This window comes from Marinobacterium weihaiense (genome assembly GCF_019061305.1).
GTDB classification, from domain to species: domain Bacteria; phylum Pseudomonadota; class Gammaproteobacteria; order Pseudomonadales; family Balneatricaceae; genus Marinobacterium; species Marinobacterium weihaiense.
The window spans coordinates 1-7,924 of record NZ_JAHQZT010000046.1; the positions used below are offsets into that span (position 1 = coordinate 1).

Annotated in this window: 9 protein-coding genes; 3 read left to right on the forward strand and 6 right to left on the reverse strand. The window is 43.3% G+C overall.

Annotation, left to right across the window (positions count from 1 at the left end; genetic code table 11):
• Together KTN04_RS16280 and KTN04_RS16285 are read left to right on the forward strand one after the other, a co-directional pair.
• On the forward strand, positions 1–180 hold a 180-nt coding region (locus KTN04_RS16280; RefSeq protein ID WP_217336281.1), incomplete at its 5' end, for an AbrB/MazE/SpoVT family DNA-binding domain-containing protein.
• A gap of 30 nt (positions 181–210) precedes the next feature.
• Positions 211–540, forward strand: coding sequence for a hypothetical protein (locus KTN04_RS16285; RefSeq protein WP_217336282.1), 330 nt, complete (start codon positions 211–213; stop codon positions 538–540).
• A 55-nt stretch (positions 541–595) separates the two neighbouring features.
• Here KTN04_RS16285 and KTN04_RS16290 read toward each other — a convergent pair whose 3' ends face one another.
• Genes KTN04_RS16290 through KTN04_RS16300 form a run of 3 tightly spaced genes read right to left on the reverse strand, consistent with a single transcriptional unit; the run spans position 596 to position 3,796 of the window.
• The gene (locus tag KTN04_RS16290; protein ID WP_217336283.1) at positions 596–1,897 is read right to left on the reverse strand and encodes a glycosyltransferase family A protein; all 1,302 of its coding nucleotides are present in this window, start codon (positions 1,895–1,897) and stop codon (positions 596–598) included.
• Positions 1,890–2,492: a TauD/TfdA family dioxygenase gene (locus tag KTN04_RS17325; protein ID WP_217336284.1), complete on the reverse strand. Its 603-nt coding sequence runs from the start codon at positions 2,490–2,492 to the stop codon at positions 1,890–1,892. The genes KTN04_RS16290 and KTN04_RS17325 overlap by 8 nt, the downstream gene beginning before the upstream one ends.
• The gene (locus KTN04_RS16300) at positions 2,489–3,796 is read right to left on the reverse strand and encodes a TauD/TfdA family dioxygenase (protein ID WP_217336285.1); all 1,308 of its coding nucleotides are present in this window, start codon (positions 3,794–3,796) and stop codon (positions 2,489–2,491) included. Before KTN04_RS16300 ends, KTN04_RS17325 begins: the two co-directional genes overlap by 4 nt.
• A 602-nt stretch (positions 3,797–4,398) precedes the next feature.
• Here KTN04_RS16300 and KTN04_RS16305 point away from each other — a divergent pair.
• Complete coding sequence (locus KTN04_RS16305) at positions 4,399–4,605, forward strand: helix-turn-helix transcriptional regulator (protein ID WP_242530175.1); 207 nt, start codon at positions 4,399–4,401, stop codon at positions 4,603–4,605.
• 38 nt (positions 4,606–4,643) lie between these two features.
• On the opposite strand, the gene KTN04_RS16310 is transcribed toward KTN04_RS16305, so the two are convergent.
• The 3 genes from KTN04_RS16310 to KTN04_RS16320 form a co-directional block, all read right to left on the reverse strand.
• Positions 4,644–5,981, reverse strand: coding sequence for a tyrosine-type recombinase/integrase (locus tag KTN04_RS16310; RefSeq protein ID WP_217336286.1), 1,338 nt, complete (start codon positions 5,979–5,981; stop codon positions 4,644–4,646).
• Positions 5,982–6,767: 786 nt separating this feature from the next.
• Complete coding sequence (locus KTN04_RS16315; RefSeq protein ID WP_217336287.1) at positions 6,768–7,145, reverse strand: hypothetical protein; 378 nt, start codon at positions 7,143–7,145, stop codon at positions 6,768–6,770.
• Positions 7,146–7,203: 58 nt separating this feature from the next.
• Positions 7,204–7,545 carry a hypothetical protein gene (locus KTN04_RS16320; RefSeq protein ID WP_217336288.1) on the reverse strand — a complete coding sequence of 114 codons (342 nt, stop codon included), beginning with the start codon at positions 7,543–7,545 and terminating at the stop codon, positions 7,204–7,206.
• Between the last annotated feature and the right edge of the window lie 379 nt (positions 7,546–7,924).

Here is a 7,924-nt window from a genome sequence, read left to right on the forward strand (position 1 = left end):
AGCGACTGCTGCCCTGGAATGTTGAACTGGAGCGGACTTCAAAAAAAGTGGCGCAGTACAGTTAAGGGCAAGTGGGTCGTTTTAACGGCGGTTACGTTCGACGGGGAAGGTCCTAACGATGATTATCTGCCGGATCGCGAGCAGCCTGATGTGCAGAAGCGGAAACGTCGAAATAAATAGTCATAGCGTCTTAATACCGGAGAAATGCAAATGAACATAGTTAAACGAACACTGCATAAGTGGTTTCTCGTCCACTTTTGTACCAAAGAAGGCGACTGCTTGGACACGATTGTGTGGGGCGTACCCGTTGAAAACCAAAACCGATTCGTCATGACCTCGGCCGTTGAAAACGTTGTCCCCGAACAGGGAGACTCATCCTTGGTATACACACGCAACAGCATTTACCGGGTGCTGGGAAAAGGCACCGAGCTCCATTTGCCACAAGCTGCTGCCGAGATGCTGCGTCAGGGGCACAACCCCGATGACGTGACGAAATTTCACCGCCTGCCCGTCACACCCCAACGCTCGGCAGAGACTTAAGGGACTTAAGGGAGCAGAACAAGCTATAGCTCCACCTAGTTAGAGTAGAAGTGCATTACTGAACTGAAATATGATGAATTCGAAATGCATCGTCAGGTGATGTTGCGAAGACAATGACCTGACGATATTGCAGATTGCCGAGTCTTAACTGCTGATCCAGCATATCGTAGTGGTGGTATATTTTCTTACCTGTGTCGAGGTCGACAATATACAAGCCAAGGAAAGATTGACCCATAACTGGGGTAAACTGAATTTTTAGCACCTGAAATTTTTCTACAAAATTGAGTAGATAAGGTGAAGGTAATTTCGGACGAATCACCCCATTGCTTCGAGAGAATTGCCCCTTGAGGACGGCGTCTCCAACAACATAATTCCCCACATCTACCTCATGGAAGAGAATGCGGTAACTCGACGAGGTACTTAAGTGCCTGACCGTTGAAATTTGCTGGTCTTTATTATCAGGAGTTTGTAGCTGACTCATAGCCAAATCAACGCTTTCCTGTAAAATTTCCAACTTATATGTTGCCAATGTTTCTTCATTATAACTGAACTTCTTTATGCTAGGCAGCTTCGGATAGAGAGTTTGCCGATCAAAGCCCCGTTTATTGTATTGTGAAGTATCGAAATGTTCACCAACAGCCCCTATATAGCGAGCATTCACCGTCGTAGTATTCAACCGGGAAACTCCCAAATAGAGTGAGGCTAAATTTTTAGCTCGATCTTGTGAAGTCGGGATTGGGCCGAAACCCAGTGAACGATAGAAGTTCCAGATGGCTTTTTTGTCACGAAATCGGTAGTCATTTCTTTTAACAATAGATAGATAAGGCTCTAATACCACTTTTCGATCAAGCCAGTGGTTTCGTTTTAGAGCAAAACCCCAATTAAAACCTGCATGTATAAGTCTATGCTCGTTACTCTTTTGGTATTCAAGTGAAGGATGGTAGTCAGGGCCACAGCATGTCACCATACCGACTTCGCTGTTATTCAGAAAAGTTCGGGCTAGAGTATTTAGAAGTTGTAAATAATGGGGCTGGACGACTAAATCATCCTCAAAGAAAAAGGCGTACTCTGCTTGTAATTCTTCAAATACAAAGCACTCAGCACGGTCATAATTTAGAGCAATACCAAGATTTTCCCGATTATAGTGTACCATTCCTGAAGGTATACAGGATTGAAACACTTGAACACACTGGTCAGTTAATGCAATTTCATTTCGCTCTAGTCTAGGCCCGTCCTGAAACAAATGATATGAGAACTGATAATGATTAACCGGATCTTGCTGATTTAGGCTATCTAGCACTGCTTTTAGATATTGTGGTCGGTTATAGGACAGAATAACAACAGGCACTTCATTCATTAATTAGCACCTTGTGTAGGATTCTAGTTTGATTTCTTGTATTATCGAACCTCAAGCGACCGTGCAGAGAAGAGTGATTATCCACTATTAAACCATCTCCAGCCTCAAGCTTGACCTTAAATACATTTTTCCTAAGTTCATCTACAAATGCTGCCCAAGCATCTAGAAAGTATTGAGATCCCGCTTTCTCAATACTGCGGTAATTGTGAGGGACACGAATAATATCGTTAGCGTAAATTTTATAGGTATATCGACGACCATTTTTTTCATGGGCTATGCTTTGCGTTTTTAAAATTTCGAGAATATCTGGTGACACACATCTATTCACGTTACTGATCAGTAGAGACTCTCCTCCAACAGAGGCAGGACTCTCACAAAATAATACGAGATAACGTGGAGGGACAGGGACCCAGAAGACATCAGTATGCGGTGGTACCAAGGTGTTTGAATGCTCTACTGTCCTTGCCCCCTGAAACTTGATGGTTTTGGTAGAAAAAACCTTATGATGGGGTAAATACGATCTAAGGGTCGAAATATCACCCACATCTTGTAGATGCACCCAACCTTCTATGGCTAACCGTTCCTTTATATTCACTTCGGGGGATTATTCTTAGTTGTATGAATTCGATATAAATATCTTGGGCTATTTGGGGGAATATCGTCTCGCCCATGCAACATTCGCTTATTATCAACGAAGAGTGCCTCTCCAGGCTTTAGTCTCAATACAGTTTTTTCAGCCTCAGAAATTGACGATTCAAGTGCCTGAAGTGCAGCTATTTGTTTTTCACTATAATTATCAAGTAGCAACCAATGTGTATAGTAGATCTCATCTGACGTTGTACCCGGCGTTAAAATCGGATAAGTATCTGTTTTAAAACGCTTATAAAGCGGAAAGCCAATATGTGTTTTTCGGAGTATTTTGCGGGTACTCTCGGGTAGGGCTTCAATTATTGGCTTACAATCAACCAAAACACTGCTACCTACTTGGGGGTCCTGTCTAATGCAATACCAAGCAACTGTGTTAACCAGTGGTGAATCTGTATGAGAGGACAAGGACTCTGGCTTATTAAATTTTAATTTCGATTCATTGTTTAATTTGATATCAGATATAGTTTTTATACTACCAAGATGGTCGTTAATAGCCACATACTGCTCAAAACTTAACTCTTGTTCAATGTGACAATAACCATTTTTCTGTAGTCCCTCTTCAACATACGTAACGAATTGGTCCACACTTTTCAATCTTATAGGTTTTGGTTTTGGCTCATTTAAAGCCAGCATTTTTATTATTTCGATAACTTCTTCTACCGATTTTCCCTCACTGAAAACTAAGCGAGCAGGTAGCGAATACAATAAAACCGTTTCTGTAAATTCAAACTGTTTCGAGTAGGAATTAAAAAAAGATTGTGTATTGTCTAACAGGTCTTTACTCGTGACCTGATTGCGCTCATAGGATGGAGTTGGGACATGGTGAATGTAGCGTCCATAGTTATCATGACACCAGCTTTTATACTCATAACTAAATGTTAAAAACTGGTGCCAAAATTCATCGATGATACCTGACATCATAGTTCCATGGCCAGTTTTAACCCAGCGTTCAAATTCCTCAAATAAACAATATGGATTTTCCTCAATAATTTTAAGAATCGTGGGGTGAGTCGTCTTCCGAAGAACTTTCAACGCACGTTCACACACCTCTCGAATTCGATAGGACTTAACGTAGTGTTCTGATCTATCAGCATACTTTAGAAAAAAGTTGTCTGCTTCAATGAATGGATGAATCTCTTTAGCAAGATCACTGTATTGTTCAGGCAGATAACCAGGAAGGTAATCTGACAGTTTTTTAGGCAAATTTCCCTTTGATTGATAGACTGCAAAGCTTAATTCTTTCAAAATCACGGCATATCCCTACCTAATTATTGCCTGAAATAAATCACCTAGCTTAGTTAACGATCCCAGCCGCAGTCATTGCAGTTGTCATGGCACTGATTGCATTCGTTGCTTTCCTTATTTTCAATCATCGCACTAGCTATTGAGTCCAAGTCAACGTTATGAACTTTTTTGATTTCTTCAACTGTGTTGTCCATTTATCACACCTTAAATAGTATTGAAAAATCAATGATGGTAATATAGTGATAGCCATTTCACTTATTACCTAAGATAATTTTCGATCAAATCGCTCCCTCCCACATAGACTTAAAGTAGTTTCTCTGTTCAGGCAGGCTTTTTAATATAAAGACCCTCCATTACATTACAATTTCTTGATCCTAGATGTCAATGGCCATTGACAACTGCAGGTTCACATCTCACTTTCTGAAGCATGAGCACAATAACTGTTCGATTTTTAGCTATTCTCGAGTTTTTGCTTTTTTTCAGCAATTTGCCGAACCTCACCCTGTCGACTTTTGGTTCAGAATCGCCCTATCTCCAAACCTTGATCGTTAATGCAGGTGCGCGAGATTCATGCCATTTTTTGAACAGGGGTATATATGCTGGACCGAATGTTGAGTATTGATGCTGTGATTAACGTTACGGGACTATCCCGGGCAACCATCTATCGGCAAATGGATGCAGGGGAGTTTCCGCAGCGTGTCAGAATCAGCGGAGGTCGGGTTTCATGGCGCGAGTCAGATATTCAGGAATGGATACAACTCGGAACCGACCGATGGTGTGCACAGCGCAACGGTAACCAATCCGAAGGGGCCTAAAAGCCCCTTCTTCACATCCATAATTTATTCACCGTCAATCAGCGACTTCCAAACTGGACGTGAATGACGTTAGTGTGCTTCGATTCCTGTATAAATTCTGGCTTATCGGAGCAAAGGTTCGAGAGCATATCCCCCCACTGACACCATATCTGCACCTGTAGTGGCCAGCGATCAGCACGGTTATAGGTAGCAATCAAACGTGGCTCCGCATGGCCAATCATTACATCGACCAACAGCTTGTCGGCACCCAAGTGTTCCGTCAATGCCGTCGTTACCGTTCTACGCACATCGTGAACACCAAAAGGCTCCAAATGTGCTAAAGGAGCATCCAAATTTTGCTCTTTCGTATCACGTCCTTGAATACGTTTTACCGCTTTTGACAGCACATCAATACCTATGGGCTCCCCAGGCTTGCGTGGAGACTCAAATACATACTGGGAATTGCTGTGCTGACGTTGTTGACGCAGTACATCCAGCGAATAAGCTGAAAGTCTTATCCGTCTTCCTTGCCGAGTTTTAGATCGATGGTCTGGTAATGTCCAGACTCCATTTTCAAGATCCAACTCCGACCACAGTAGCTGAGAAACCTCACTTCTCCTGGCAGCTGTCGCGGCAGCAAGCTTGATGGCATTACGAGTACTGGCAGAAGTACGGCCTGTATCACAATCCAGTGCCACAAGAAGCTCCCTTAACTCTGGCAAAGTGAGGTAGCGTTTTTTTGGAGGGGCGGGACGCGCCTTGATTTTTCCGGGAGTTATGGTGGCAGCTGGGCTCTCCTCGATTTGCTCCATATCCTCACAATAGGCCAGCAACGCTTTCAGCAATGTCAGGCACTGCCTGGCTTCTTCCCGCGCCTTAATGGCTGCATTCGACAAGACTTCCAATAGCTTGGATCGATTCAGATCCATGACTCGGAACGATCCCAGATCATCCTGCAGGTGCAAGCGCCATCGACGCTGCATCTGTTTGACAGTTTTTTCTGTTGGCAGGTAGCCATTCCGAGTCGGATTCGCAGCATAGTGCTTTATCCAGTACGAAAACGCCTCTTGCATGCTCCATGCCTGAGTGTTTTTAGCGACCTCAGCGGCACGATACGACCGTGGATCAATGCCCTGTTTTACCAGCTGAACAGCTTTACCGTGCAATTCTCTTGCCTGCTTCAAACTTACAGATGGAAAAGTGCCGATAATCAAATCAGGGCGCTTGTTACCCAGTCTGAATCGGTAGACCCAGCGTTTGCTCACACGGTCGCCACGCATTTCGATATACAAGCCTGGACCGTGTGTTGATGATACTCTGATACGTTCAACACTCGCGTTACCTGAGGGTTTCAGTGCCTGTATCTCACGATGAGAACTGAGTATTTGCTGCTTCATCTTAAGCTCTTTTATACGTCAAACTGGCCCACCAGCGGCCCACCAAGCGGCCCACCACTTGGCATAGTATAGCGTGAGTCTAGATGAGAATCGATGATACTAGCTGAACAGAGGAGATAATCGTAACATATTGTTTTATTTGTTTATTTAGAGACATTTCGAGACAGAATGAAATTCATATAAACAGCCTGAGACACCAATCCCTTTCCCCTCCTAAGGGGCAGGTCGCAGGTTAGAGTCCTGCCTGGGGCGCCATTTAAATCAAGTAGTTACGCGATTTACTCCAGCCTACATTGTTCAAAAAACGACCAAAAAGCAAAAGTGCACCAAGGTGCGCACCAAGGTTTTACCTTTGCTTGGTCTTGCAGCTTTTTCACGTTCTGCTCTCTCCCGTATCCAAGATGGATCTTGGTTTGTAAGATTTTGAGTTTCCGGCACACAACGGTACTCAAAAACTTTCACTAACCACCCTGCTGCTCTCACTCAACCACAATCCCAAACGTGACGCAGACACAGATTGTCATCCACTTCCAAAGGCACTTGGAACATCACATCAGCCTATGACGCTGGTTGGCTGACACAGAGTTTTGAACACCCTCTGCGAGGATCGGTCGGATATAGTAACCATCCTAAAACTAGTACTACTTTCGTATGGAAGGGTCACTGAAAACCTTCAATGATTTACACTTAGGACAAATAATCCCAAACTTTATTTTTCTAGAAAACTGGTATCCGCAGCTTGCACAAATAAAAAAATATGGTGGTCCTGGAAAAAATTCGGCATTCTCAATTCCTCTTTAAAACCAATTTACTCTCTGAGTTGGCAGCAATCCTGTAAGCTCTTAGTGTGTTAAGTACTCCCACACCCCCAGCTGACACAGCTATAGATATCGCAGCAACAGTTGTGCTGAAACCTAATATTGCGATTGAACCACTAGCTGCCGTCAATGCTAAACCTTTAGTTGCAAATTGTGTTGTTGGCTCTGGAACCGGGTACAAAACTGCAACAACTGCGGCTCCGATTGCACCTACTGCAATTATCCAAGCAACTTTTCCTGTTGCCTTAATGCGTAAAACCTTCCTTTTAAGATCCCCTTCGATTTCGATAGTATCTTCCTCTTTTTCAAGAGCCTCAGCTAATTCTTCCTCTGTTTGAACTATCATAAATACTCCTTTATTAAACCTCAGCAAAACAATAGGCGATATATAATATACATCGCTACTACTTATGACTCTTGATACTATCTGCAGCCGCAGCTGTTAGAGCAGTAGCAGCAGCGGCAACGACGGATTTGACAAAGCCTTTTACCTCGTCACTGCTAAATAATGGCTCTTTCTCAGTAAACACAACAGCAAGCTCGGGCAAAGCATCAGCCATTTCAGATAATGTATCAGACGAAGCCCAAAGATTGCCCTTAGGATCAAGAAGCCTGTATGGCTTCAGAATTCGGGTTGCCTCAAGTGTCTGATTATACTGAATGCGCCATCCATTTCTGTTGACACAGTCACTCCAGAAGACAGCAGCATCTGCTGTCTCTGTTCCATACAGTCTTCGAATTGCCATTTATAGCCCCTTATAATCATCACTTAAGTAATTAAAACATTATTCCCGCATAAGAAATATGACTCTTAAATCATCGCCTACGTCCATTTCCAAAGGACCCGGGTAATGCTCTATCAAGAGAATCTACTCTAGGCAGGGTATTCACTGTCAACTTATCCTTGCAAGACGGACAAATAATTTTAAAACCGATTCCGAAAGTAGGGTACTGCCACCCTCTGTAAAAATCCTTATTGCATCGGGCACATTTATAATTACAGAATACTCTTTTAGGCTTTGATTTTAGGTCAGGGCGAGAGCGTGAACATTTTTTAAGCATGTATCACCCTCTCCATGTACTCAATGTCCATGGCAGCCATCCGCTGTTTGCGCCGAATACCGG

Coding starts and splice junctions, on each gene's coding strand:
- KTN04_RS16285 (WP_217336282.1), top strand. CDS start 211: ATGAACATAGTTAAACGAACACTGCATAAGTGGTTTCTCGTCCACTTT.
- KTN04_RS16290 (WP_217336283.1), bottom strand. CDS start 1,897: ATGAATGAAGTGCCTGTTGTTATTCTGTCCTATAACCGACCACAATAT.
- KTN04_RS16305 (WP_242530175.1), top strand. CDS start 4,399: ATGTTGAGTATTGATGCTGTGATTAACGTTACGGGACTATCCCGGGCA.
- KTN04_RS16310 (WP_217336286.1), bottom strand. CDS start 5,981: ATGAAGCAGCAAATACTCAGTTCTCATCGTGAGATACAGGCACTGAAA.
- KTN04_RS16315 (WP_217336287.1), bottom strand. CDS start 7,145: ATGATAGTTCAAACAGAGGAAGAATTAGCTGAGGCTCTTGAAAAAGAG.
- KTN04_RS16320 (WP_217336288.1), bottom strand. CDS start 7,545: ATGGCAATTCGAAGACTGTATGGAACAGAGACAGCAGATGCTGCTGTC.